A 24,077-nucleotide genomic window follows, 5' to 3' on the forward strand; every position below is an offset into this window, starting at 1 on the left:
AACTAGGAAAATTCCTATCGCATCGAGTCGGAGATGGAATGCATATGCTGAGACGGATCGAACGACATTTGCGGCGCTTCAACGTGGCGCCGACACGCTTCGGCCGTGATGCGGCGGGGGATCCCCGACTGGTGATCGATCTGCGCAACGGACGCGAGCCCGGCCCGCGCATGGTGGCACGGATCACCCATTTCCTCGATCGGCGCGAAGCCGAGTCAAAGATGGACTGACATCATGATGAAGCCTGGACGCTCGACGGCGCAGATGCATCAGGGCACCCGCGCGCCGGCATGAGACGCCCCCCCGACAAAAGCCGGCAAAAGGGCGTCGCTTCGCTCAGCGGGAACGGGCGGACATTCGCTGAAGAGTACCAAGGGCATCGCGCAGCGCGACATCGATATCGGGCTGCGGGTCGGCGAAACCGGGTTCGGGCTGTCCCGCCTCGCGCCCGGCAAGCCTGCGTTCGAAGCCGGTTTCGAGACGGCGAACCAGTGAAGGGATACTGCCCTCGATCGCATCGCGCGCCGGAGACACCGGAATCGGCATAGCACCGTCGGCCTCGGGAACCGGATCCGGCGCCGGCACGGCTTGCTCCACATGATCCAGGGCCGGCGCTTCGGTGTCGGATTCGGGCGCAACCTCTATCGCCGCCTCGGCCATTTCGGGCTCCAGCACCAGCGGCGCTTCCGCCTCCGGTGCCGAGTCCGAAGTCAGATCGGGCAAGGCTGCTGCCTGTGCGGTTTCGGCGGTGATGCTGTGGAACGGCGCGCCAAGATCGCGCGCCGCCATGATCGGGCCGCGGCGCGGTTCCTCGATCAGCGCAGGCTCGGGCAGGTCATCGGGCTGCGCCGCATCGAAAATCGCTTCGGCCGCATCGCGCCTGGGACGACGCTTGCCGATGCGGACGGGCGGCAGGCCTTCGAGCGCGCGCAGCAGCGTGAAGCAGGAAACCGCCATCACCAGCCCCGCGATCGCGGCGAGCAGGCCCCGCGCCGTCTGGCCAAGTGGTGGAGCGGCGGCGGGCAGCACCGAAGCGAGGCCGGTCTGCTCGACAAGCGATTCGAGCAGCGCCACCGGCAGCATCATGACGATCAGCCCGACCGCGATGCCGCAGGACACCCCCATCCAGAGCGGCAAGGGGAGGATCGGACGCTTGGCAGAGGCTTTCGCCATCATGTCATCCTTCAGAGCGAACGGCCGACGAGCCGTTGGTAAACAGGGAGATAACGCGAAATGTTTGACGACCAGTTACGATCCCTCTCGACAAAGGCGCGCGCCACATCGCGCCGCCCCTCCCAATCGGCGCGATCGGCGAACAGGCCGGCCAGCGCGTCGGCCAGCGCCCGCGGATCGTCGGGCGGGAACAGCGTGCCGGTCACGCCATCCTCGATCAACTCGCGATGCCCACCCACGTTCGAGGCGACGACCAGCCGGCGCTGCGCCATCGCCTCCAGCGGCTTGAGCGGCGTCACCAGTTCGGTAAGGCGCATCGCCTTGCGCGGATAGGCCAGGACATCGACAAGCCCATAATAACGTTCGACTTCCTGATGGGGCACGCGCCCGACGAAGCGGATGCGATCGGCGACCGGCGACGCTTCGGCCTGCGCGCGCAAACTCTCCTCCATCGGGCCGCCGCCGACCATCAGCAGATGCGCGCGCGGCCGCGCCGCAACCAGCATCGGCATGGCCGCGATCAGATCGTCCAGACCTTCATAATCATAAAAGCTGCCGATAAAGCCCACCACCTCGGCATCGCCCAGATCCAGCGTCCGCGCCAGCGCGATGTCGGGCGGCGGCGGATCGCCGAACAGCGCCAGATCGACGCCGTTGGGCGAAACGGTGATCTTGCCGGCATCGACGCCACGCGCGACCAGATCCCGGCGCAGCCCCTCGCAGATCACGGCGACCGCATCGGCCCGCTTGACCGCGCGTGTTTCCAGCGCGCGGGTGACGCGGTAGCGCGCCGATCCCTCGCGGCCGGTGCCGTTGCCCACCGCCGCATCCTCCCAAAAGGCGCGAATCTCGTAGACCAGCGGAAGACGGTGCCGGTCGGCGACGCGCTGCGCCGCGATGGCGTTCAGCACCGGCGAATGCGCATGAAGGATATCGGGTTTCCACGCGCGCACCACGGCATCGATGCTTTCCGCGAACAGGCGGATCTCACGCCATTCGCGCAACGGGCTCCGCCCCCGGGGGCGCGAGACGGTACGGAAGAAATCCAGCCCGTCGACGGTTTCATGCTCCGGCCCCGCCGCGCTGTGGCGCGGCCCGGTCACCCCGGCGACCGTCCAGCCCCTCTCGATCTGCGCTTTCAATATGGCGCGGGTGCGGAAGGTGTACCCGCTGTGCATCGGCAGGCTATGGTCGAGAATGTGCAGGATGCGCACGCGTCTGATGGTCCCCGGATCGTCTTCGCCTGCTCCTTTGCACGGCAAGGTTTAACGCGACGTCAACCGCATTCTGCTAGGCGGGCCACGTGATCGACAATTTCTCCCTCGCGCTGACCCACGGCCTGCTGCTGCTCATGGCATGGCGGCTGCTGTTCCGCGCCGATCTCGACAGCGAGCCGCCGCCGCCGCCCGACGAAGTGCCCATCCCGAAATTCGGCGAGAAACAGTCATCGGGGAAACGCTTCGGTGCGTGATCTCGTCTTTCTGGGTTTCCTCGCGGCATTCATCGCGCTGGGCTTTCGGCGGCCGTTCCTGTTCGTGCTCGTCTATGCCTATATCGATATCGTCTCGCCGCAGCGGCTGACCTATTATCTGCTCAATTCGATCCCGATCTCGATGATCGCGGCGGCGCTCGCGATCCTGGGCTGGCTGGTCGCGGACAACAAGGCGAATGCGCGCTTCGCGCCGCGCCAGGGCCTGATCATCGTGCTGCTGATCTATTGCGGGATCACGATGACCTGGTCGAACTTCCCGATCGACGCGGCCCAGAAATGGGACTGGGTGTGGAAAGGCCTCGCCTTCTCCGCCTTCCTGCCGCTGACGCTGCACACGCGATTGCGGATCGAGGCGCTGATCCTCACCATGATCCTGTGCGCGGGGTCGATCATCATCGTCGGCGGCCTCAAGACGGTCACGTCCGGCGGCGGCTATGGCGTGCTCAACCTGATGGTGAGCAACAATTCGGGACTCTACGAATCGAGCATCATCTCGACCGTGGCGATCGCGATCATCCCGCTGATCTTCTTCATGATGAAACATGGCACGATCTTCCCGCCCGAATGGCGCGTCACCCTGTTCGGGCTCGCGCTCTGCTTCGCCTGCCTGCTGATGCCGATCGGCACGGAAGCGCGCACCGGGCTGGTCTGCATCGGCGTGCTGGCGGTGCTGCTGCTGCGCTTCAGCAAAAGGCGGATGGTGTGGATCGGGCTCGCAGGACTCGCGGGGCTGATCGCGCTGCCGCTGCTGCCGAGCAGTTTCACGCAGCGCATGGACACCATCAAGGAATACAAGGCCGACGAGAGCGCGGGCACGCGCCTCGCCGTCTGGGCCTGGACCTGGGAATACGCCAAGGATCATCCGATGGGCGGCGGTTTCCATTCCTATCGCGAGAACCGGATCTCGTTCCAGACCGTGAAGAAGACGGAATCGGGCGGGAACACCACGATCGAAGCGAAGCAGGAAACCGATGAGGGCCGCGCCTTCCACAGCGCCTATTTCGAGATGCTGGGCGAACAGGGCTATCCCGGGCTCGCACTCTGGCTGCTCATCCAGGGGATCGGCCTGTTCCGGATGGAAGTGATCAATCGCCGCTATCGGAACAAGACCGCCGAGCATCAGCGCTGGATCGCACCGCTCGCGATCGCGCTGCAGAACACCCAGATCATCTATCTGGTCGGATCGCTGTTCGTCGGCATCGCGTTCCAGCCCTTCATCTGGATGCTGATCGCCATCCAGATCGGGTTCGACACCTATGTGTCGCGCCGCGCGCGCGAGGCGGCGTTCGTGCCGGTCGCGAAGCGCGCGCGCGCCACCGCCCTTCCCCAAGTTTCGGAGAGCTGATGGCCGGCATCTTCCTTGTCCGCGCGGATGGCAGCCCATTCGCCGAAGCCGCGCTGGCCGAGGCGCGCGCGCAGTTCGCGCTGCACGGTTTCGCGGGCGGCGGCGAAGCGGCGTTGCCGGGCTGGCACCTCCTGCACCGCCCCTATGTTCATGGCGGCCCCGAAACCGTCCTCGCGCGCGGCGACGATCTGGCCGCCGTGGCGGGCACATTCGTCTTCGACGGGCTGATGGGCCGGGCCGCGCTGGAAGCGCTGCTCGATCACGCGACGCCACCCGCGCTAGACTGGTCGCGGATCGGCGGCCAGTTCGCGCTGCTGTTGCGCAAGAACGGGCGAACCTTCCTGTTCTCCGACTATTTCGCGGCGTTCCAGCTGTTCCACGACGGCGAACACCGGGTCTTCTCCACCTCGTTCCTCGCCGCCGCCAAGGCGCTGCCGCGCCTCTCCTTCGATCCCCAGGGCGTTTACGAATTCGCGTTCAACGTCGTCCCGATCGGCGACGACACGATCCTTGCCGATCTCAAGACGCTGTCACCGCGCCGGATGGTCGAGCTGACGCCCGACGGCGTCATGCTGCACACGATCGACAAGCCCTTGCCCGGCGCCGCATCGCGCACGAGCGTGGCGGAACGGCTGCCGCGCCATGTCGAGCGGCTCCAGTCGATCGTCGGCGCGCATGTCCGCGCATTCGGCGACAGGGTGAATTGCCCGCTTTCGGGCGGACTCGATTCGCGGCTGCTGCTCGCCTCGCTGCGCGCGGCAGGTTCGAAACCCTATATCTACGTCTATGGTGATCCCGGTGACGCCGATGTCGATATCGCGCTGGCGATCGGCGAGGCGGAGGGGTTCGCGGTCGATTATGTCGACAAGGGCCGCCCGGCACCCGATCCCGACGCGTTTCCCGCGCTCGTCGAGGCCAATTTCCACGATCTCGACGCACTGCCCACCTATGGCAATATCTTCGACGAGGGCGGCTATGGCGATGCCCGCCAGGCGCGTCATGCCGGCGGCCGGCTGGCGGCGTCGGGCGGCTGTGGCGAGATTTTCCGCGATTTCTTCTTCCTCGCCGATCGCCCGACCAGCCCGATCGCGGTGGCCCGCACCTTCTTCGCCCGCTTCGCGCCCGGCGACGCGACGGCGGCTTTCGATCCCGACGCCTTCCTGGCGCGGATCGGCGACAAGATCGCCGAGGCGATCGACGCGCCGTCACGCGACCGCAAGGTGCCGCGCGCGCTGATCGAGCAGGTCTATCCGCGTGTCCGCTGCCGCGCGCTGTTCGGCCGGGAGATCGGCGTGGAAGCACGGCTCGGCGCCTATCTGATGCCGTTTCTCGACCATCAGCTCGTGGCGGAGGCGATGACGCTGCCGATGCGGCTGAAACATGCCGGCCGCTTCGAGGCGATGCTGCTCAATGCGATCGATCCCGCGCTCGCGCGGCACATGAGCGCCTATGGCCATGATTTCGCCGGGCCGCCCAATCGCCGGCATCTTTTCGAGGAATGGTCTTCGCGCATCCGGCCGAGCTGGCTGCGCGCGCGGACCTATGCGATCCGCCGCAAGCTCGGCCCGATGGGCGACGAGCATGGCGGGCTGCTGGAGCCCGACTATATGCGCCGCGTGATCGACCTCGATTTCCCGGCGATGCGGCGCTTCTTCAATATCGACGCGATCACCGACAGCGGCATGTGGCGCCGGATCGCGTGCCTGGAATATCTGGCCGCGCATCTCGGATCGCGGATGGCGGGATGACGCCGCCCATGCCCCCTCCGATCGGAGGGGGCAGGCCGGCTCAGCGCGACGCCTGCGCCGCCACCTGTTCGCCCAGCGTATTGCCGCGCACCATGACCGTGTCGTTGGTCCAGTTGCCGACCAGGGTGGTGCGGTTCTTGAAGCCCGGCGCCACCGTCGCGGTATTGCCTTCGACGACAAGGCCGGTCGACGAACGTTCGCGCCCTTCCGGCGCCACCGTGATGATCGTCGAGTAATTGTCCTTGTTCGGCCCCACCACGAAGGTGTTGCCGGCTATGCGACCGGTCGCGCCGTTGGACAGGTCGATCGAATAGTTGGTGTGCTGGCCCAGGCTGTCGTCGAAGCTGCTGTCCAGGATCTTGACGCGCGGCGCGCGGCTCTTGACGTAATGCCCGCCGGTGCCGCGATCGAAGCGCGAATTCTCGATGCTCAGCGATCCGTAATCGCCGATATAGACGCCGTGCGCGCCATTGCCCGTCGGATCCTTGCCGAGACCCGAAAAGGTGGAATGGACGATGCGGATCGCACTCGACGGATCGGAGGCGGAGAGAATTCCGCACTGGCTGTCGAGGAACATGGCGTTCACGACGTCGAGATTGCCCTTCTCGATACGAATGCCGGCGCCGTTGCCGTCGGGCACGTTGTTATGCCGGAAGACGATGCCTTCGACGCGCGACCGCGCGCCGCGCAGCACCAAGGTCGCCTTGCCTTCGCAGATCGCGCTTTCGAAGATCGCCTTGCCGGGCTCGGTAGAGACGAACGACACGCTGCCGCCTTCCTGAACGGCGCAATCGCGATAGCGGCCCGGCGCGATGCGGATCGTGCCCGTGCCGTCGCCGATCGCGGAAACCGCATCCTGAAGCGTCGCGAAGGACTGGCCGGTTTCGGCGACGGTGAAGGGCGCATCGCCCGATTGCGACGCGGCGGGCGCGGCAAGGGCGAACGAGAGGACGAGCAGCGCGGGCAGGCGCATCGAGGGTCTCCACAGATCGGCATGGCGCGGAATCGCCACAATCGCGCCCCTCATAGAACGGATGAGTCACCAATTGGTTAGGATAGGCAGTTCGTTAACCTAAACAAATTTCTGTTCCCGCCCGCCCCGTCATTCCGGCGAAAGCCGGAATCTGGCGCCTGACGGCACGCGGGATTGCCCTACGTCGACTACGTCTCCGGCTTTCGCGCATTGCTGTCGGGAATTTTTGGGGAGCGAACGATTGAGCGGAAAAGGTCCGATGCGCTCGGCATCAGGATAGCGCACCAGCCCCCCAAACGTTCGGGCTGAGCCTGTCGAAGCCCTGCCTTTTCCTGGGTTCGAGATAGAAGGACAGGGCTTCGACAGGCTCAGCCCGAACGGATCTGGTGGGCACAGCGATTTGAACCCGGCCTGGTGTGGAGCCACACCAAGACATGTCTCGACATTGAGCCTCTCCGCCATTTCCCCGCAACCCCGGTCCTCCGCATGCCCCTCGCCGGATAATCCCGGACAGCAATGGCGAAAGCCGGAATGAGGGTATCGACCTTGTCCTAGCGCGCCTCGATCGCCTCGATCAGCGCTTCGGTGAAGGCCGGGATGTCATCGGGCTTGCGGCTGGTGATCAGGAAGCCGTCGGTCGCGACGTCCTCGTCAACCACCTTGCCGCCGGCATTGCTGAGGTCGGTCCGGATCGACGGCCAGCCCGTCACCGTCCGCTCGCGGATCACGTCCGCCTCCACCAGCAGCCATGGGCCGTGGCAGATCGCCGCCACCGGCTTTTCGGCATGAGCGAAGTCGCGGATCACTTCGATCGCCTTGCGTTCCATGCGCAGCCGGTCCGGATTGGCGACGCCACCGGGCAGCAGCAGCGCGTCATAGGCATTGGGATCGACCTGATCGAGCGCCATGTCGGGCGTTATGCGGTCGCCGGCCTTGTCGTGCTTCACGCCCCGGATCGGCGCGGAACCCGGTGAAGCGAGATGCACGGTCGCGCCCGCTTCGATCAAGGTCTGGCGTGGATCGAACAATTCCGAATTTTCGAATCCGTCGGTCGCGAGGATCAGGATTCGCGCGTCGGAAATGCTGGGCATGGATATCTTCCCGTTGTGGATGGATCGGGGCCATGAACCCGTGGCGACGCGACTCCGTTCCGGAACGATCGGGCGGACCGTGGGTTGAAAAAGGCGAAACCATCCCGGAGCGCGCGTGCCCAAGCTTTGTTATGTCGACGATGCCCTGCCCGGCATCACCCGCAGGAAGATCGGCCGGGCCTGGGGCTATTTCGACCCGGAGGGCAAGCGGATCACCGATCGCGACGAGATCGATCGCCTGAACGCGGTGGCGCTGCCGCCGGCTTATGCCGATGCCTGGTTCTGCCCGTCGCCGCACGGCCATATCCAGGCGACCGCCTATGACGACAAGGGCCGCAAACAATATCGCTACCACCCCGATTTCCGCGCCCGCCGCGAACATGAGAAATATGATCGCTGCGCCGATTTCGGCCGCGTGCTGCCACTGATCCGCGCGCGCGTCGAAAGCGATCTGCGCCGAACCGCGATCAGCAGGGAACGCGCGGTCGCCGCGGTCGTCCGCCTGCTCGACCTTGGCCATCTGCGCGTCGGCAACGAAGCCTATGCGAGATCGAACAGGAGCTTCGGCGCGACCACGCTGCGCAACCGCCATGCCAGCGTGAAGGGCGCGACGCTGCGGCTGAGCTATCGCGCGAAATCGGGCAAGGACGTGACGATGCGCATCACCGACGGTTCGTTGGCGCGCTTCGTGCGCCGATGCCAGGATCTGCCGGGGCAGCATCTGTTCCAGTATCTCGATGCCGACGGCGCCGCACACGCCGTCACCTCCACCGACGTCAACGACTATCTGCGCGACGCGTCGGGCGAGGATTTCACCGCGAAGAATTTCCGCACCTGGGGCGCCAGCGTGCTCGCCTTCGCAACGCTTCACGCCAGCGGCGGCCGCTTGCCGTTGAAGGCGCTGCTCGAACCCGTCTGCGCCGCGCTGGGCAATACGCCCGCGATCGCGCGCAAATCCTATGTCCACCCCGCGCTCACCGAACTGGCCGCCAGCAAGGATGGCAATCCCCTGCCCTTGCATCTGCCGCGCGCCACCCGGTATCTGAGCCGCGCCGAACGCGGGCTGATCGATTATCTCGACAGCCTGTCGGCAGCCCCGGCCAAGCGCGCCGCCTGAAGAGGAGACCCCGATGGCCGCCACCAACAAGAGCGCGCCCGCGACTCTGCCCGATGTCGATGTCGAGAAATCGATCGCCCAATTATGGCGGGACAGCTTGGGCTGGCTCGACAATCACAGCCTGCAGATCCTGATCGCGGCGGCGATCGCAACCGGTGTCTTCTTCCTGCTGGTCGGCTTGCGCCGGCTGGGCATGAAATTGTGCGACAAGGAGGATCATACCGGCTGGTTGAGCGTGATCGGCCGGGCGATCTCGCGGACCGGCACATTCTTCATGATCATGGTCTCCGCCCGGCTGGTCTCCGGCTATGCGCAGACGCCCGACATGGTCGCGCGGACGATCACTTTCCTCTTCACCGTCTCCGCCGTGTTCCAGGCGGCGATCTGGGCGCGCGAGATCGTGCTGGGTGTGATCGAGCATCGCGCGGGCACCGACGCGCACCGCGCGGAAGCCCTGGGCAGCGCGATGGGCATCATCCGCCTGCTGGTGACAGTGGTCTTGTTCGCAGTCGCGATCATCGTCGTGCTCGACAATCTGGGCGTCAACGTCACCGGCCTCGTCGCCGGCCTCGGTATCGGCGGCATCGCCATCGGCCTGGCCGCGCAGGGCATCTTCTCAGACCTGTTCGCCGCGCTTTCGATCCTGTTCGACAAGCCCTTCCGGCGCGGCGACGCGATCAAATGGGACACCACCTCCGGCACCGTCGAGCAGATCGGCCTCAAGACGACGCGCGTGCGCGCGATCTCGGGCGAGGAGGTCGTGATCTCCAACGCCAATCTGCTCAACAAGGAACTGCACAACATGGCGCGGCTGCACCGCCGCCGCCATGTGCTGACGATCGGTGTCACCTACCAGACGCCGCCCGCGGTGTGCGCGGAGATCCCGGCGATGATCAGGGCGATCGTCGAGGCGCATCCCAAATGCCAGATGATCCGCTGCGGCATGACCGGCTTCGGCGCGTCGAGCCTCGACTATGAGGCGCAGTTCGACGTGCTGTCCGAAAATTATGACGAGGTGTTCGAGGCGCGCAGCAAGGTGTGCATCGACATATTGCAGCGCTTCAACGCCGAAGGCATCGAATTCGCCTATCCGACGCAGACCAGCTTCACCGCCGCGCCGGACGGCACGCTGGTCATGCCCTATCCCAGCGAGACCAAGCTGGTCACGCCCGATCCGGAACCGGCGACGGCGCGCAAGCCGCGTCAGGCAAAGGATGGCTGAACCGCGGACGCCCGGGCAAGACCCGGGCGCCGTGATCAGATCTCCGCTTCGTCGCCGTTCCGGCGCCTGCGAAACCAGCTCACAAGGCCGCCGATGGCCGCGACGATCAGGACGATGAACTTCTTGCCGAACGCGAGCAACAGGCCGAGCAGGCCCAGCTTCTTCGCCGCCGCCACGCCGACGCCCGCCGCGACCAGGCCGGCCAGCCCATATTCGGCCTTCTCGTCGACGGATTCGTCGAAATCGGCGTAGCGCGCGCCGCTTTCAAAGGTCGCGGCCTTGCCGAACGAAGCCGCGGCGGTGCGGACCTGCGCGAGTTGCAGCATGCCCGCAACCATGTTGAGGCTGAGCACGCCGCGCCGCCCGAGCAGGCGGACATCGTAGTTGAGCATATTGTCGGTCTCACCGTCGAACTTGATCTCGCGCGCCCAGATCAGCGCATGCTGCGCGCCGTCATAGGAGGGCGGCTGCGCCCAGCCGACAAGATGCTGCCCGCCGAAGCCCGCCTTGCGCCGCTCCTCGTTCAATGCTTCCTCATTCTCGCGCGATTGCGTCAGTACGGCATCGTAATCGGCGGTCTGGGCATCGCTGTCGGAAACATAACCGGTCTTCTCGAAGGTGACGACCGCGCCCCACGGGGCATCGACGAAGGTCTTGCCGGCGGGAAACACCATGCCGAGCACATCGGTCACCGACGATGGCGGATTCCCCCAGCCTTCGGTCAGCACCCGCTTGGCCTCGTCCGCCGGCAGGAAATAATAGTCCTTGCCCAGCGCCAGCGCGGCCTGCGCCTGCGGGATGCGGATCTGCCCGTCCACGGGATGCAGCGATTCCAGCAACGCCTTGAACCGCGCGCCCGCCGCGTTCGCGGCCGCGCCCTCGGTTGGCGCCGGCGGTGCGGCGAACAATGCCGGTGCGGCCGCGACCAGCCCGAACGCGACGAAAGACTTCAGCATGACGTGGCGCATGACATCCCCCAGATCCTCTGCACCACGGGACCATGGCAGAAACGACGCCTCCCGCAAGACACAAGCATATCCGAAACCGATCGAATGCCATGCCCGACTCGTCCGCCCCCGCGCCGCAGGCAGCGGACGTTGCGGAATCCGACGCTTTTGACTCATCGGCATGGCCCACCCTATTTTCCCGGCCGCACGAACGCGCCGCACGGATTTCGGCGCGCTTCGGCGATCGGGAGCGGATGAAAGGAAACGCGTGAACACCGTCACACCGCAGCAGCTGCAAGCCAGGATCGGCGAGGAAATCGGGATATCCGAATGGGTCGAGGTGACCCAGGCGATGATCGACACATTCGCCGATGCGACCGGCGATCATCAGTTCATCCATGTCGATCCCGAAAAGGCGAAGCTGACGCCCTTCGGCGGCACGATCGCCCATGGTTTCCTGACGCTCTCGCTGATGCCGTTGCTGATGGCGAAGGCGGACAGCCCCAAGATCGCCGACGTCAAGATGGGCGTGAACTATGGCGGCAACAAGACGCGGTTCCTGGCGCCTGTCCGTTCCGGCAAGCGCGTGCGCGGCCGTTTCAAGCTGCTGGAACTCGACGAGAAGCGCCCGGGCCAGTGGCAGCAGGTGATCGAGTTCACCGTCGAGATCGAGGGCGAGGACAAGCCTGCGCTCATCGCCGAATGGATCAGCCAGTTTTTCGTGTGACCTGTCGCGGGACGGCAATCGCCGCCCCATATCATGTTTCGTGCAACCCCGCCCCCTTCCGCTTGGCGAAGGGGGATCAAGGAGAGTCCCATGCGTGACGCCGTCATCGTTTCCACCGCCCGCACCCCCATCGGCCGCGCCTATCGCGGCGCCTTCAACAACACCGCCGCGCCCACGCTCGGTGCACACGCGATCCGCGCCGCCGTGGAGCGCGCCGGGATCGAGGGCGGCGAAGTCGACGATGTCTGCTTCGGCGCCGCACTCCAGCAGGGCAGCCAGGCGGGCAATATCGCGCGTACCGCCTTGCTGCGCGCCGGCCTGCCCGTCACCGTTTCCGGCATGTCGATGGACCGGCAATGCTCGTCGGGCCTGATGGCGATCGCGACTGCGGCCAAACAGATCATCACCGACAGGATGGACGTCTGCATCGGCGGCGGCCTCGAATCGATCTCGCTTGTCCAGACCAAGGAAATGCGCGTCGCGCCCGATCGCGAATTGCTGGCGCTGCACAAGGACATCTACATGCCGATGCTCGGCACCGCCGAGACGGTCGCCGCGCGCTACGGCATCAGCCGCGAGGCGCAGGATGAATATTCGCTCCAGTCGCAGCAGCGCACCGCCGCCGCGCAGGCCGCGGGCAAGTTCGACGACGAGATCGTCGCCACCACCGCGACGATGGCCGTCACCAACAAGGAGACGGGCGAAGTCACGCACAAGGAGGTGACGCTCGCCAAGGACGAGGGCAACCGGCCTGAAACCACGCTGGAAGGCCTGGCTGCGCTTCAGCCCGTGATGGGCCCCGGCATGAACATCACCGCCGGCAATGCCAGCCAGCTTTCCGACGGGTCGGCGGCCAGCGTGCTGATGGAAGCCAAGCTCGCCGAGAAGAAGGGGCTCAATCCGCTCGGCCGCTATGTCGGCATGGCCGTCGCCGGCACCGAACCCGACGAGATGGGCATCGGCCCGGTCTTCGCGATCCCCAAGCTGCTCGAACGCTTCGATCTGAAGATGGACGATATCGGCCTGTGGGAGCTCAACGAAGCGTTCGCGGTGCAGGTGCTCTATTGCCGCGACAAGCTGGGCATTCCCAATGAACTGCTCAACGTCAACGGCGGCGCGATCTCGATCGGCCATCCCTATGGCATGTCGGGCGCGCGCATGGTCGGTCACGCGCTGATCGAAGGCAAGCGCCGGGGCGCCAAGCATGTCGTGGTGACGATGTGCATCGGCGGCGGCATGGGCGCGGCCGGCCTGTTCGAGGTGTTCTAAAACAGGTTCGGATCGGCGGCGTCCTTGCACGAGAAGCGACAGCAGGGACGCCGCCGATCCATGTCCGGACCAGCCTATCCGCCCGACCGGCAAACGGGTTCGCCCGGCGCCTCGTCCCCCAGCACGTAGCGGGGCCCCGCTCCGCGTGCCGCCGCGCGATCCTCCGGATTGTAAAGCGCGCAACTGGCGAGCGACAGGCAGCCGCAGCCGATGCAATCGTCCAGCCGGTCGCGCGTGCGGGCGAGTTGCGCGATGCGGGCATCGAGCAACACCCGCATCGCCTTGCTGATCCGCTTCCAGTCCGCCGCATTGGGCGTGCGCCCGTCGGGCAGCTTCGCGAGTTCGATCCCGATCGCTTCGATGCTCAGGCCGAGTTGCTGCGCGATCAGGATGAAGGAGAGCCGGCGGATATCCGATCGCAGGAAACGCCGCTGACCGCCGGCATTGCGATAGGGATGGAGCAATCCCTTCGCTTCGTAAAAGCGGATCGCCGAAACGGCGACGCCGGTGCGCGCCGCCAGATCGCCGATCGAAATCACATCGCTCGCGCGCATGGCGTTTCCCTGCACAAAAAGCTTGACCTGAACTTAGGTTTAGGTTGCATCGAGATGGCGTCAACCCCGATCGGCCGAGGACTCGGCCGGATACAGGAGCGAAAAATGGCGCAAGCGACGATCGAGCATGTGAATTTGACGGTCAGCGATCCCGAACGTTCGGCCCGCATGACCGAAGAGCTGTTCGGCTGGAAGGAGCGCTGGCGCGGGCCGGCGCGCGATGGCGGTTTCACCATTCATGTCGGCAGCCCGTCCGCCTATCTGGCGTTCTACACCGGCCCCGACGGCATGCATGCAAACGCCCGCTATCCCAAAGGCGAACCGCTCAACCATGTCGGCGTGGAGGTGGACGATCTCGACGCGGTCGAGGCGCGGGTGATCGCGCTTGGCTTCGTTCCCTTCTCGCATGGCGACTACGAACCCGGCCGGCGCTTCTACTTCCTCGATCATGACGGGATCGAGTTCGAGATCGTCAGCTATCGCTGAACAAGGGAACATCCCAAGACGCCCGGCGGTTGATCATCCTGGAAAAGGAGATCGACGATGAGCAGCGACAGCGATATCCGCAAGCGTTTCTGGAAGGAATTCGAGGCCAGCCCCTATCTGATGGTCGGGCTGGAAGACGGCCACCGGCACAGCGTGCCGATGACGGCCCAGCTCGACAAACATGCGGACAGCGCCTTCTGGTTCTATACCGCCACGGACAATCGCCTGGCGCCCGGCGGCCCCGCGATGGCACAGTTCGCCGCCAAGGGGCACGACCTGTTCGCCTGCATTCGCGGCACGCTGGTGGCGGAAACCGATCCGGCGGTGATCGATCGCTATTGGTCGAAACAGGTAGAGGCCTGGTATCCCGGCGGCCGCGAGGATCCATCGCTGCTGATGTTGCGCTTCGATCTCGACGATGCGGAAATCTGGCTCGCCGACCTGTCGGTGAAGGGCTTGTTCAAGCTGCTCACCGGCGGCGATATCCGCGAGGAGGAACGCGGCAAGCATGCCGAACTGACGCTATAGGCACGGCCCGGCCGAAGACCTGATCCCAAGAAGATGGGGAAGGCCCCTGCCTTCCCCTCTCAATTCAATCGAACTTGGCGATCCAGGCTTCCAGCACCGGCGCGATGGTGTTGCGCCACTTGCTGCCGTTGAAGATGCCGTAATGGCCGACACCGGGCGCCATGAAATATTTCTTCTTCGACGCAGGCAGCTTGTTGGCGATGGTCAACGCCGCCTTGGTCTGACCCAGGCCCGAAATATCGTCGCGCTCGCCCTCGATCGCCAGGATCGCCGTATCGGTGATCGTGCCGGCGTCGACCAGCTTGCCGCGATGCCTGAACGCGCCATTGGGCAGCGCGTGCGTCTGGAACACGACATCGATGGTCTGAAGATAGAATTCCGCCGTCATGTCGCAGACCGAGCGATATTCGTCATAGAAGCGCTTGGTGGCGTCCGCGCTTTCCTCGTCGCCCTGGACGAGATGCTTGAACATCTCCCAATGGCTCATCAGGTGATCGCCCAGGTTCATCGTCATGAAGCCGGCGAGCTGCAGGAAGCCGGGGTAGACCTGCCGGTCGGCGCCCGGATAATGCATCGGCACGGTTGCGATCACATTCTGTTCGAACCAGGCGTGCGGCCGCTGCGTCGCCAGCGTATTCACCGCCGTCGGCGCCTCGCGCGTGTCGATCGGGCCGCCCATCATCGTCAGCGTCCTGGGCGTGCAGGGATGCTTGTCAGCATTCATCAGCGCGACCGCGGCAAAGCTCGGCACCGAAGGCTGGCAGACCGCGAGCACATGCGCGCCCGGCCCGATATGTTCGAGGAAAGCGATCAGATAATCGATATAATCGTCCAGGTCGAACGTGCCCTCGGACAGCGGCACCATCTTCGCGTCGCGCCAGTCGGTGATGTAGACATCGCAGCTCGGCAGCATCCGCTGCACCGTGCCGCGCAGCAGCGTCGCATAATGGCCGGACATCGGCGCGACGATCAGCAGCCTGGGGCCGCCCTCCACGCCTTCACGCACGAAGCGCTTGAGCTGGCCGAACGGCTTTTGCAGCACGATCTGTTCGGTCACTTCCACCTTGCGCCCGTCGATCTCGGTCTCGATCAGGCCGAAAGCGGGCTTGCCGCGCGGCGCGGAGGCGTGCGCGAACACGTCGAGCGCGGAGGCCAGGATCGGGCCGCCGCCGAAATAAGAGAAGGGGTTGGCAGGGTTCTGAAGGAATTCAGCGCTCATATGCGCCATCGCGCTGGCCCCGGCCAGCAACGAGCGCTGCATCTCATAGGCGTTATAGAGCATTCATCCACTTTCACATTGTCTCCCGCTTTACCTAGGCGCATTTGCTGCAATGCAAAAGCGCAAAGCTTCGATTGAGCGGGCCCGTTCAGGCTGCTAGGGCCGCGCCATGAGCGAAGCGGGCAGCGAACGGGCAGTCGACACAGCAAGGGCCGACGCGACCGACAGCGCGGCACCGGCCCGTTCGGGCCGCAACCTCAGCGATCTCGGCATGGTCTGGCGGATGGCGGTGCGCTATCCCGGCCATATCGCGGCGGCCGCCGTCGCGATGCTCGTCGCGGCCGGCGCCACCCTCGCCATTCCCAGCAGCTTCCGGCTGATCATCGACCGCGGCTTCGTGCAGGGCGGCGGCGGCGATATCGGGCGCTGGTTCCAGTATCTGCTGCTGATCGTCGTGGTGATGGCGATCGCCACCGCATTCCGCTTCTATTTCGTCTCCTGGCTCGGCGAACGCGTCGTCGCGGACCTGCGACTGGCGGTGCAGCGCAATCTGCTGCGCCTGTCGCCCAGCTTCTTCGAGGAAAACCGCCCGTCCGAAATCGCGTCGCGGCTGACGGCGGACACCACGATCATCGAGCAGCTTGTGGGCACAACCATTTCGGTCGCGATGCGCAACCTCGTCATGGGTGTAGGCGGCATCGCCTATCTGTTCAGCCTCTCGCCCAAGCTCACCGGCATGTTGCTGGTCGGCATTCCGGTCGTGATCATGCCGATCGTGATCCTCGGCCGCCGCGTACGGACGATTTCGCGCAGCAGCCAGGATCGCGTCGCCGATGTCGGCGCGATGGTCAGCGAAGTGCTCGGCGCGATGAAGATCGTCCAGGCATTCGGCCAGCAGAACCGCGAGGCGGGCCGTTTCGGCGCGGCGGTGGAAGCCGTATTCGGCACCGCGCGGCGGCGGATCATGCTGCGCGCGGTGATGACCGCGACGGTGATCGGCCTGATCTTCGGCGCCATCGCGCTCGTCATGTGGCAGGGTGCGCTCGACGTCGCGGCCGGCCGGATGAGCGGCGGCACCATCGCCGCCTTCGTGCTGACCGGCGGCCTCGTCGCCGGCGCCTTTGGCGCGCTCACCGAAATCTATGGCGACCTGCTGCGCGGCGCGGGCGCGGCCGGGCGGCTCGCGGAGCTGCTGGCACAGAAGCCGGTGATCGCCGCCCCCGCGACGCCAAGCCCGCTTCCGGTTCCGGCGCGCGGCGAGATCCGCTTCGACCATGTCGAGTTCCGTTATCCCACCCGCCGCGAAACCAGCGCGCTCGCGGATTTCTCGCTGACCGTGAAGCCCGGCGAGACGGTGGCGGTGGTCGGCCCGTCGGGCGCGGGCAAGTCCACGCTGTTCCAGCTCATCCAGCGCTTCTACGATCCCGATGCCGGCCGCGTGCTGCTCGATGGCGTGGCGCTGCCCGATGCCGACCCCGCCGACATTCGGGAGCGCATCGCGATGGTGCCGCAGGAAACCGTGATCTTCGCGGCCTCCGCGCGCGACAATCTGCGCTACGGCAATTGGGACGCGTCCGACGAGGCGCTCTGGGCCGCGGCGGAAGCCGCGAACGCCGCCGAATTCCTGCGAAAGCTGCCCGACGGGCTCGACACCTTCATGGGCGAAGGCGGCGCCCGGCTGTCCGGCGGACAGCGCCAGCGCGTCGCGATCGCGCGCGCGATCCTGCGCGACGCCCCCGTGCTGCTGCTCGACGAAGCGACCTCCGCGCTCGACGCCCAGTCCGAACGGCTGGTGCAGCAGGCGCTGGAACGGCTGATGACCGACCGTACGACCATCGTGATCGCGCATCGCCTCGCCACCGTCCGCAGCGCCGATCGCATCATCGTGATGGAGGACGGGCGGATCGTCGAACAGGGCGATCATGACAGCCTGACCGCGCAAGGCGGCCTGTATGCCCGCCTCGCCCGTCTCCAGTTCGACGGGGCGCTGGCCTGAAGCCGACTGAAATACCCATGTCATCCCCGCCTTCGCGGGAATGACATGCGAGGTCCTCGGACTTTTCAGCCCGCTCTCCCGTTGCCAATCCCGACATCCCGCCCTAAATAGGCGCCAACATCAAGAGTTGGGGCGACGCCCAACGCCAACCTGCCTATCCGGGCAAGGTGGCGCTCCCGCAAGGGAGGATGTGGCCGAGCCGGCAACGAAGCGGATCAAGCCACGAGCGTCTGTCCTCTCAGTTGAAGGACATGCGTGACGATGCCGATCAAGATTCCCGACGATTTGCCCGCTTTCCGCACGCTGGAGTCGGAAGGCGTGATGGTGATGCGGGAAGCCGACGCGATCCGCCAGGATATCCGTCCGCTCCGGATCGGGCTGCTCAACCTGATGCCCAACAAGATCAGCACCGAAACGCAGATCGCACGGCTGATCGGCGCGACGCCGCTGCAGGTGGAACTGACGCTCGTGCGGCTGACCGAGCATGTCGCGCGCAATACGCCGGCCGATCACATGGCGTCCTTCTATCGCCCCTGGGCGGACGTGAACGACGAGCGTTTCGACGGGTTCGTGATCACCGGCGCACCGGTCGAGCGGCTGCCCTTCGAGGAGGTGACCTATTGGGACGAGATGCGCCGCATCCTCGACTGGACGCAGACGCACGTCCATAGCTGCTTCAACATCTGCTGGGCGGCGCAGGCGGCGGTCCATCATTTCCACGGCCTGCCCAAATATGAGCTGCCGGCAAAGGCTTCGGGCATCTTCCGGCACCGGAATCTCCAGCCGGCATCCCCCTATCTGCGCGGCTTCTCCGACGATTTCTCGATTCCGGTCTCGCGCTGGACCGAGGTCCGCCGCGCCGACATTCCGGGCGACAGCGGCATGGCCGTGCTCGCCGAAAGCGAGGAAACCGGGCTGTGCCTGCTCGACGACCCCCGGCGCCGCTCGCTCCACATGTTCAACCATGTCGAATATGACACGACGAGCCTGGCCGACGAATATCATCGCGATAGCAGCGTCACGCCCGGCGTGCCGGTTCCCGTGAATTATTTCCCATCGGACGATCCGACGCGGACGCCCGAGAATCGCTGGCGCAGCCATGCCCATCTGCTGTTCGGCAACTGGATCAACCAGATCTACCAGACCACGCCGTTCGAGCTCTGACTTTTTTCCGCCGTCATTCCGCGCGTTGCGGATGACGGCGGACAAAACCGCACGAGACAAGGTTCGATCACTCGCCCTTCGCGCACGACCAAATGAGGTTGTGTTATATTATAACATCCCTTAGCAGGCCTCACTGTCTGAAAACAGAAACGGGGCAAAATCGTGCATCTCCATATCCTCCGCCTTTCCGCCGCCTCCACGCTCGCGTTCGCACCGGGCCTCGCGATGGCGGCCGATGGCGGCGACAACGGCGACATCGTCATCACCGCATCGGCGCTCGGCCAGACCGCCGATCAGACCGCGACGCCGGTGCTGTCTCTGACGGGGGATGACCTGATCCATCGCCGCCAGGCCACGCTGGGCGAGACGCTGGCGGGGCAGCCGGGCATCAATTTCGAGAATTTCGGCGGCGGCGCCAGCCGGCCGGTGATCCGGGGCCAGACCTCGCCGCGCGTGCAGGCGCTGTCCGACAGCGCCAACATCCAGGACGCCTCCGCCATATCGCCCGATCATACGGTCGTCACCGAACCGCTGCTGCTGCGCGGGATCGAGGTGCTGCGCGGCCCCGCAACCTTGCTCTACGGCAGCGGCGCGATCGGCGGCGCGATCAACCTGCTCGACGAGAAGGTGCCGACCGCGCTGCCCGCCAATGGATTGTCGGGCGCGGTCGAAGGACGGCTGGGCACCGGCGACAAGGAACGGTCACTGGTGGGCGGCATCACCGCGGGCGTCGGCCCCTTCGCCTTCCGGGTGGAGGGCGTCCATCGCAACAGCGACGATTATCGCGTGCCCGGCGGATTCGGATCGCGCCGCGTCGCCGGATCGTACAACGACACTTCCACCTTCAGCGCGGGTGGCGCATGGATCGGGCCGCGCGGCTATCTCGGCGTCGCCTATACGCGCCAGCGCAGCGAATATGGCCTGCCCGGCCACAGCCATGACTATGAGGACTGCCATCCCCATGGCACCAGCCTGCATTGCGGCGGTCACAGCCATGACGAGCATGATCATGACCATGATCACGACCATGATCATGAAGACGAGATCCCCTTCGTGAAATTGAGGAGCGAGCGCTTCGATATCCGCAGCGATTACGAAGACCCGTTGCCCGGGATCGAGAAGGTTCGCTTCCGCCTGTCCTTCACCGATTACGAGCATGACGAGATCGAACATGACGAGGTGGCGACCACCTTCCGCAACAAGGCGCACGACCTGCGCTTCGAACTGACGCACAAGCCGATCGGCGGCCTGCGCGGCGTGATCGGCGTGCAGCGATCCGAAAGCGATTTCAGCGCGCTGGGCGAGGAAGCCTTCCTGATCGATACCGATACGCGCAGCACCGCCTTGTTCCTGATGGAAACGCTGCAACTCGGCCCGGTTCGCCTGGAAGCGGCGGCACGCAAGGAATGGCAGCGCGTCGAACCCGCCGACGCGCGGTATCCGACGACGAAGCACGCGCCCTTCTCGCTCTCCGCCGCGGCGATCTGGGATGTGGCGGACGGTTATTCGGTGGCCTTGTCGCTCGCCCGGTCGCAGCGCGCGCCGAGCGTGCAGGAACTCTATGCCAATGGCGTCCACCTGGCGACGAACACGTATGAGATCGGCATCGTGACGGGCAATGCGCGCTTCGCATCGAAAGTGTCGCTCGACGAGGAAACCGCGAAATCGGTCAACCTCACGCTGCGCAAGACGACGGGTGCGACGACCTTCACGATCGGCGCCTATCATCAGGATTTCGACAATTACATCTACGCCCAGACGCTCGACAGTTTCGAGGATTTCCGCCTGATCCGCTATGTCGGCGCGGACGCGACATTCACAGGCGTGGATGGCGAGATCCGGCACCAGATCACGCCCGGCATCGCCGCCGCCGTCTTCGGCGATTATGTGCGTGCGAAGCTGAAGAACGGCGGCGGCGACCTGCCGCGCATCCCGGCCGGGCGACTGGGTGGCCGTCTGGATGGACAATGGGGGCCGATCACCGCCAACGCCGAATATTACCGTGTCTTCTCTCAGGATCGGATCGCGTCGTTCGAAACCCGCACGCCGGGCTATGACATGCTCAACGCGACGCTTGCCTATCGGCTGGACCTGGGATCGGACAACAGCGCGGAACTGTTCGTGCGCGGCACCAACCTGACCAATGCCCTCGCCTATAACCACACATCGTTCATCAAGGATGCGTCGCCGCTGCGCGGGCGCAATGTCGTGTTCGGGCTCAGGGCGGCATTCTAGGGCAATGTTTTACCGCGATTTTCGAGTCGTTCGATGATTCCATCGAACGACAAATCGCTCCGGCCCCGAATGCCGGCAACCACAGCGAACGGCCCGTTCCGCTTCATCGAGGATCTCCAGGGCGAAACGCCCTGGGGATCCTTTCTCGACGCGGGCACGGGCACGCATTCGATCCGCTGGGTGGCGTCGCTCGCCACCGAGCGCTGGACCGCAGTGACGGGCGCGGAGGGGCATGCGATCCAGGTGCGCGATGCCGTGGATGCGCGTCGCCGACCGCAGGACCGGATCATCCTCGGCAACTGGGCCGATGATGCACTGCTGGCGGGCGAGTGCTACGACACCGTGCTCGCCGATTATCTGCTCGGCGCGATCGAGGGGTTCGCCCCCTATTTCCAGCACCGCCTCTTCGCGCGGCTGCGACCGCTCACACGCCGCCGGCTCTACATCGTCGGCGTCGAACCCTATGTGAGCGTTCGCCCCGATGACGAAGGCGGCCGCGCGATCTGGGAGATCGGCCGCTTCCGCGACACCTGCCTGATGCTGGCCGGCGAGCGCCCCTATCGCGAATATCCCGCGCAATGGGTGGTCGATCATCTCGAGGCGTCGGGTTTCCGCGCCGTCACCGCGCGCCGCTTCCCCATCCGCTACCGCGAGCGTTTCGTGAACAGCCAGATCGACATGTGCGCACCCCGCCTGGCGGGGCTGGAGGATCGGCGCCTCGCCGATGCACTGACGGCGCATGGCGAGAACTTGCGCGCGGTGGCGTGCGACCTCATCGCGCGCGAAGACGGCATCGCCTGCGGCCATGACTATGTGATCATGGGCGAACCGCGCTAATCGAACCCGGATTGCCCGGCACCATGGTTTCAGTCCACAGATGCGTGATCACATTGAGGGACTCCAATGCGACGCGGATCGATCATCATGGCGGCGGCGATGCTGGCGTGGCCGGCGGCGGCACAGGCGCAGGGCGAAAAGGTCAGCTCGGCGCCGGAGCTCGCGCGCAGGATCGATCAGTTGAAGCCCGGCCAATGGGTCTGGGCACCCCAGGTCGCGCCGAGCGGCCCGGTTCTGGTCTATGTCGATCTCTCGCGGCAGATCGCATTGGTCTATCGCAACGGAATCCGCATCGGCGCATCGACGATATCGTCGGGCAAGGACGGGCACGAGACGCCGACGGGCGTGTTCACGATCCTGCAGAAGGACGCGAAGCACAGATCGAGCACCTACAACAACGCGCCCATGCCCTTTCAGCAGCGGCTGACCTGGGACGGCGTCGCGCTGCATGCCGGCGGCCTGCCGGGCTATCCCGAAAGCCATGGCTGCGTGCACCTGCCCTATGAATTCGCACGCGAACTCTTCGGCATCACCTCTCTCGGCATCACCGTCGTCGTCGAAGGCAATGCCGCCGATCATGTCCGGACCAGCACCAACAGCCTGCTGGCCGCCTTCGACGCGAAAGGCGCGCCGGCGGAACATCGTCCGCTCGACGGCGAGGAATATCGCTGGTCGCCCGCGCTGGCGCCGGAAGGGCCGCTCACCATCATCGTGTCGAAGCTCGACCAGCGCGTGGTCGTGCTGCGCAACGGCACCGAGATCGGCCGCAGCATCGCCCGGATCGCGGATGACGATCCGGGATCGCATGTGATCACCCTGGTCGAGAAGGACGGCAAGCCGCACTGGATGTATGTCGGCCTGCCGGGCCATGTCGGGGACGAAGGCGTCGAGGTCGATGAAGCGGTGATCAACCGCGTTCACCTGCCCCGGCAATTCTACGCGCTGGTGCGACGCGAGCTTCGACCGGGCACGACGATCCTTGTCACCGATTCCCGCGTCGGCGCCAACCCACTGGACAGGCTCACCATCATGGATGCCGTGGCTCCCATCCCCTGATCACTTGGTCGTGTAGCCGCCGTTCACCAGGATGGTCTGGCCGGTCATCCACCAGCCGTCCGACACCAGCATCCGGATCCACGGCACGATATCCGCGATATCGGTAAGGCCGGTCTTCGAGAAAGCGGACAAGGCGGCGGCGGACTTGTGATAGGCGACGGCGTCTTCGCCCTCGGCCGGATAGAAGAAGGGCGTATCCATCGGCCCCGGCCCGATCGCGGTCACCGAAATGCCCCGCTCGCCGAACTCCTTCGATGCCGCGCGCGTGAAATGCTCGACCGGCGCCTTGGTGCCCGCATAAGCGGCATAATAGGGCGTGAAAGCGCCGAGCAGCGAGGTCACCAGCGTGCAGACCTTGCCGTTGTCGTTCACATGGCGGCCGGCCTCGCGCAGGAAGAAGAAAGCGGTCTTGGCGTTGACGGCCGCCATCTCGTCATATTCGGCCTCGCCGATCTCGGTCAGCGGCTTCTTGAGCACCTTGCCGACGGTGTTGATCGCGATATCGGGGCGGCCGACAGCGGCGATGGCGTCGGCGAACAGCTTCTCGACGGCGGCCGCCGATGTCAGATCGGCCTGGAAGGCTGCGGCTGCGGCGCCCGCGGCCCTGATCGCCGCCACCGTTTCCTCCGCAGCGGCGGCCGAGGCCGCGCTGTTGTAATGGATGGCGACGGCGCGGGCGCCATGCTCCGCCAGGTCACGCGCGATCAGGCCACCGAGATTCTTGCCTCCGCCGGCGACAAGAACCGTTTTTCCGCCAATGCCATGATCGACCATCGCTCAACCCTCCATCGTTCCGCCGGCCATTCCCGATGACGCGGCACAGCGAAAAACTAGGGCGGATCCATCGCGTTCGCTTCCGTATTCCGGCGAATCTTCGTAATCTGGCGAAGCTCCACCA

At 65.6% G+C, this 24,077-nt stretch carries 23 protein-coding genes and 1 riboswitch; of the genes, 15 read left to right on the top strand and 8 right to left on the bottom strand.

Annotated elements, in window-relative coordinates; all coding sequences use genetic code 11:
- Positions 1–44 precede the first annotated feature (44 nt).
- Positions 45–230, top strand: coding sequence for a hypothetical protein (locus tag K7G82_RS26025; protein WP_425517310.1), 186 nt, complete (start codon positions 45–47; stop codon positions 228–230).
- 106 nt (positions 231–336) lie between these two features.
- Here the strand turns inward: K7G82_RS26025 and K7G82_RS26030 are convergent, their stop codons facing one another.
- The gene (locus K7G82_RS26030) at positions 337–1,173 is read right to left on the bottom strand and encodes a hypothetical protein (protein ID WP_222992887.1); all 837 of its coding nucleotides are present in this window, start codon (positions 1,171–1,173) and stop codon (positions 337–339) included.
- An 11-nt stretch (positions 1,174–1,184) separates the two neighbouring features.
- On the bottom strand, positions 1,185–2,387 hold the full coding sequence (locus K7G82_RS26035) for a TIGR04063 family PEP-CTERM/XrtA system glycosyltransferase (RefSeq protein WP_222992888.1): 1,203 nt from the start codon (positions 2,385–2,387) through the stop codon (positions 1,185–1,187).
- An 89-nt stretch (positions 2,388–2,476) separates the two neighbouring features.
- Between K7G82_RS26035 and K7G82_RS26040 the strand changes: the two genes are divergently transcribed.
- The 3 genes from K7G82_RS26040 to K7G82_RS26050 are packed head-to-tail and all read left to right on the top strand — an operon-like array spanning position 2,477 to position 5,758.
- On the top strand, positions 2,477–2,644 hold the full coding sequence (locus tag K7G82_RS26040) for a hypothetical protein (RefSeq protein WP_222992889.1): 168 nt from the start codon (positions 2,477–2,479) through the stop codon (positions 2,642–2,644).
- Entirely contained in the window at positions 2,637–4,010 is a 1,374-nt protein-coding gene (locus K7G82_RS26045) for a putative O-glycosylation ligase, exosortase A system-associated (protein ID WP_222992890.1), read from the top strand. Before K7G82_RS26040 ends, K7G82_RS26045 begins: the two co-directional genes overlap by 8 nt.
- Positions 4,010–5,758 (top strand): asparagine synthetase B family protein, encoded by a 1,749-nt coding sequence (locus tag K7G82_RS26050; protein ID WP_222992891.1) that lies wholly within the window; start codon positions 4,010–4,012, stop codon positions 5,756–5,758. The genes K7G82_RS26045 and K7G82_RS26050 overlap by 1 nt, the downstream gene beginning before the upstream one ends.
- Positions 5,759–5,798: 40 nt before the next feature.
- On the opposite strand, the gene K7G82_RS26055 is transcribed toward K7G82_RS26050, so the two are convergent.
- Both K7G82_RS26055 and K7G82_RS26060 read right to left on the bottom strand, forming a co-directional pair.
- The gene (locus tag K7G82_RS26055; protein WP_343228651.1) at positions 5,799–6,770 is read right to left on the bottom strand and encodes a right-handed parallel beta-helix repeat-containing protein; all 972 of its coding nucleotides are present in this window, start codon (positions 6,768–6,770) and stop codon (positions 5,799–5,801) included.
- Positions 6,771–7,282: 512 nt separating this feature from the next.
- A complete protein-coding gene (locus K7G82_RS26060; RefSeq protein ID WP_222992892.1) occupies positions 7,283–7,822 on the bottom strand; it encodes a type 1 glutamine amidotransferase domain-containing protein in 540 nt (179 codons plus the stop codon).
- 115 nt (positions 7,823–7,937) lie between these two features.
- Here K7G82_RS26060 and K7G82_RS26065 point away from each other — a divergent pair, with 115 nt between their 5' ends.
- Together K7G82_RS26065 and K7G82_RS26070 are read left to right on the top strand one after the other, a co-directional pair.
- Positions 7,938–8,939, top strand: coding sequence for a DNA topoisomerase IB (locus K7G82_RS26065; protein ID WP_222992893.1), 1,002 nt, complete (start codon positions 7,938–7,940; stop codon positions 8,937–8,939).
- 13 nt (positions 8,940–8,952) lie between these two features.
- Positions 8,953–10,161, top strand: a complete 1,209-nt coding sequence (locus K7G82_RS26070; RefSeq protein WP_222992894.1) for a mechanosensitive ion channel family protein — start codon at positions 8,953–8,955, stop codon at positions 10,159–10,161.
- 35 nt (positions 10,162–10,196) lie between these two features.
- Here K7G82_RS26070 and K7G82_RS26075 read toward each other — a convergent pair whose 3' ends face one another.
- Complete coding sequence (locus K7G82_RS26075; RefSeq protein ID WP_222992895.1) at positions 10,197–11,117, bottom strand: DUF2167 domain-containing protein; 921 nt, start codon at positions 11,115–11,117, stop codon at positions 10,197–10,199.
- Positions 11,118–11,376: 259 nt separating this feature from the next.
- Here K7G82_RS26075 and K7G82_RS26080 point away from each other — a divergent pair, with 259 nt between their 5' ends.
- Both K7G82_RS26080 and K7G82_RS26085 read left to right on the top strand, forming a co-directional pair.
- Positions 11,377–11,835 carry a MaoC family dehydratase gene (locus K7G82_RS26080; RefSeq protein WP_343228652.1) on the top strand — a complete coding sequence of 153 codons (459 nt, stop codon included), beginning with the start codon at positions 11,377–11,379 and terminating at the stop codon, positions 11,833–11,835.
- Between the two features lie 90 nt (positions 11,836–11,925).
- A complete protein-coding gene (locus K7G82_RS26085) occupies positions 11,926–13,104 on the top strand; it encodes an acetyl-CoA C-acyltransferase (protein ID WP_222992897.1) in 1,179 nt (392 codons plus the stop codon).
- Between the two features lie 74 nt (positions 13,105–13,178).
- Here the strand turns inward: K7G82_RS26085 and soxR are convergent, their stop codons facing one another.
- On the bottom strand, positions 13,179–13,658 hold the full coding sequence (gene soxR / locus K7G82_RS26090; protein WP_222992898.1) for a redox-sensitive transcriptional activator SoxR: 480 nt from the start codon (positions 13,656–13,658) through the stop codon (positions 13,179–13,181).
- 105 nt (positions 13,659–13,763) lie between these two features.
- Here soxR and K7G82_RS26095 point away from each other — a divergent pair, with 105 nt between their 5' ends.
- Positions 13,764–14,144, top strand: a complete 381-nt coding sequence (locus tag K7G82_RS26095) for a VOC family protein (RefSeq protein WP_222992899.1) — start codon at positions 13,764–13,766, stop codon at positions 14,142–14,144.
- A 57-nt stretch (positions 14,145–14,201) separates the two neighbouring features.
- Positions 14,202–14,672, top strand: a complete 471-nt coding sequence (locus K7G82_RS26100; protein ID WP_222992900.1) for a pyridoxamine 5'-phosphate oxidase family protein — start codon at positions 14,202–14,204, stop codon at positions 14,670–14,672.
- Positions 14,673–14,736: 64 nt separating this feature from the next.
- Here the strand turns inward: K7G82_RS26100 and K7G82_RS26105 are convergent, their stop codons facing one another.
- Entirely contained in the window at positions 14,737–15,954 is a 1,218-nt protein-coding gene (locus K7G82_RS26105) for a polyhydroxyalkanoate depolymerase (RefSeq protein ID WP_222992901.1), read from the bottom strand.
- A gap of 106 nt (positions 15,955–16,060) precedes the next feature.
- On the opposite strand from K7G82_RS26105, the gene K7G82_RS26110 reads away from it, so the two are divergent.
- The 5 genes from K7G82_RS26110 (at position 16,061) to K7G82_RS26130 (ending at position 23,179) form a co-directional block, all read left to right on the top strand.
- Entirely contained in the window at positions 16,061–17,887 is a 1,827-nt protein-coding gene (locus K7G82_RS26110) for an ABC transporter transmembrane domain-containing protein (RefSeq protein WP_222992902.1), read from the top strand.
- A gap of 112 nt (positions 17,888–17,999) precedes the next feature.
- A riboswitch (SAM-I-IV-variant riboswitch) is annotated at positions 18,000–18,107 on the top strand.
- Between the two features lie 41 nt (positions 18,108–18,148).
- Complete coding sequence (locus K7G82_RS26115; RefSeq protein ID WP_222992903.1) at positions 18,149–19,051, top strand: homoserine O-succinyltransferase; 903 nt, start codon at positions 18,149–18,151, stop codon at positions 19,049–19,051.
- Positions 19,052–19,213: 162 nt separating this feature from the next.
- The gene (locus tag K7G82_RS26120; protein ID WP_222992904.1) at positions 19,214–21,286 is read left to right on the top strand and encodes a TonB-dependent receptor domain-containing protein; all 2,073 of its coding nucleotides are present in this window, start codon (positions 19,214–19,216) and stop codon (positions 21,284–21,286) included.
- 69 nt (positions 21,287–21,355) lie between these two features.
- Positions 21,356–22,123, top strand: a complete 768-nt coding sequence (locus tag K7G82_RS26125; protein ID WP_222992905.1) for a hypothetical protein — start codon at positions 21,356–21,358, stop codon at positions 22,121–22,123.
- A 66-nt stretch (positions 22,124–22,189) separates the two neighbouring features.
- The gene (locus K7G82_RS26130) at positions 22,190–23,179 is read left to right on the top strand and encodes a L,D-transpeptidase (protein ID WP_222992906.1); all 990 of its coding nucleotides are present in this window, start codon (positions 22,190–22,192) and stop codon (positions 23,177–23,179) included.
- Here the strand turns inward: K7G82_RS26130 and K7G82_RS26135 are convergent, their stop codons facing one another.
- Positions 23,180–23,953 carry an SDR family oxidoreductase gene (locus K7G82_RS26135; protein WP_222992907.1) on the bottom strand — a complete coding sequence of 258 codons (774 nt, stop codon included), beginning with the start codon at positions 23,951–23,953 and terminating at the stop codon, positions 23,180–23,182.
- Positions 23,954–24,077 lie beyond the last annotated feature (124 nt).

The sequence above is a fragment of the Sphingomonas colocasiae genome (assembly GCF_019880585.1).
In the GTDB taxonomy this organism is placed as follows: Bacteria; Pseudomonadota; Alphaproteobacteria; order Sphingomonadales; family Sphingomonadaceae; genus Sphingobium_A; species Sphingobium_A colocasiae.

What these genes read in the sequence shown, in the direction of transcription:
- K7G82_RS26130 (WP_222992906.1), top strand. Translation starts at nt 22,190, where the DNA reads ATGCGACGCGGATCGATCATCATGGCGGCGGCGATGCTGGCGTGGCCG.
- K7G82_RS26095 (WP_222992899.1), top strand. Translation starts at nt 13,764, where the DNA reads ATGGCGCAAGCGACGATCGAGCATGTGAATTTGACGGTCAGCGATCCC.
- K7G82_RS26070 (WP_222992894.1), top strand. Translation starts at nt 8,953, where the DNA reads ATGGCCGCCACCAACAAGAGCGCGCCCGCGACTCTGCCCGATGTCGAT.
- K7G82_RS26085 (WP_222992897.1), top strand. Translation starts at nt 11,926, where the DNA reads ATGCGTGACGCCGTCATCGTTTCCACCGCCCGCACCCCCATCGGCCGC.
- K7G82_RS26030 (WP_222992887.1), bottom strand. Translation starts at nt 1,173, where the DNA reads ATGGCGAAAGCCTCTGCCAAGCGTCCGATCCTCCCCTTGCCGCTCTGG.
- K7G82_RS26115 (WP_222992903.1), top strand. Translation starts at nt 18,149, where the DNA reads ATGCCGATCAAGATTCCCGACGATTTGCCCGCTTTCCGCACGCTGGAG.
- K7G82_RS26125 (WP_222992905.1), top strand. Translation starts at nt 21,356, where the DNA reads ATGCCGGCAACCACAGCGAACGGCCCGTTCCGCTTCATCGAGGATCTC.
- soxR (WP_222992898.1), bottom strand. Translation starts at nt 13,658, where the DNA reads ATGCGCGCGAGCGATGTGATTTCGATCGGCGATCTGGCGGCGCGCACC.
- K7G82_RS26075 (WP_222992895.1), bottom strand. Translation starts at nt 11,117, where the DNA reads ATGCTGAAGTCTTTCGTCGCGTTCGGGCTGGTCGCGGCCGCACCGGCA.
- K7G82_RS26050 (WP_222992891.1), top strand. Translation starts at nt 4,010, where the DNA reads ATGGCCGGCATCTTCCTTGTCCGCGCGGATGGCAGCCCATTCGCCGAA.
- K7G82_RS26105 (WP_222992901.1), bottom strand. Translation starts at nt 15,954, where the DNA reads ATGCTCTATAACGCCTATGAGATGCAGCGCTCGTTGCTGGCCGGGGCC.
- K7G82_RS26025 (WP_425517310.1), top strand. Translation starts at nt 45, where the DNA reads ATGCTGAGACGGATCGAACGACATTTGCGGCGCTTCAACGTGGCGCCG.
- K7G82_RS26135 (WP_222992907.1), bottom strand. Translation starts at nt 23,953, where the DNA reads ATGGTCGATCATGGCATTGGCGGAAAAACGGTTCTTGTCGCCGGCGGA.
- K7G82_RS26110 (WP_222992902.1), top strand. Translation starts at nt 16,061, where the DNA reads ATGAGCGAAGCGGGCAGCGAACGGGCAGTCGACACAGCAAGGGCCGAC.
- K7G82_RS26060 (WP_222992892.1), bottom strand. Translation starts at nt 7,822, where the DNA reads ATGCCCAGCATTTCCGACGCGCGAATCCTGATCCTCGCGACCGACGGA.
- K7G82_RS26100 (WP_222992900.1), top strand. Translation starts at nt 14,202, where the DNA reads ATGAGCAGCGACAGCGATATCCGCAAGCGTTTCTGGAAGGAATTCGAG.